1 pseudogene is annotated in these 397 nt (G+C 49.1%); it reads left to right on the top strand.

Annotated features, from left to right (window positions below):
- A pseudogene (locus tag DW182_RS22675) lies at positions 1-397 on the top strand (hypothetical protein); the annotation flags it as partial.

Here is a 397-nt window from a genome sequence, read left to right on the forward strand (position 1 = left end):
CAGTTCTATATGCCCGGTTTCTGGTACCGCCAGAATCTTCGTTCTCCCGAAAAAGCTCCTTCTTTCCATACTTCGGATAGTTGGCTGGTACGCGAAGACCGTCTGAGTACTCCTCTGACTGCCGCCTTCAATTCAAGTAAAGGCAAGTCCATGTCAGTCATCCGTATTGACAAGTTTGACAAGGAGGCTTTGGCTACTCACAAAGAAGGCGAGGTTATTGTCTCCGGTGAGACTTCCATCGGCTATACCGGCTTCGAGAACATAGGTGGCATGACTGTCCTTTCCTATGGTTTCCCTTATAAGGAAGCTCCCAAGACTTATATCCGTAAACTGACTCTTGCCCCTTCCGTTGAGGCTTTCCAGCTGCTTCGCAAGGGTGATAGCATTACCCTGACCT

Source organism: Bacteroides sp. AM16-24 (assembly GCF_003471885.1).
Lineage (GTDB): Bacteria > Bacteroidota > Bacteroidia > Bacteroidales > Bacteroidaceae > Bacteroides.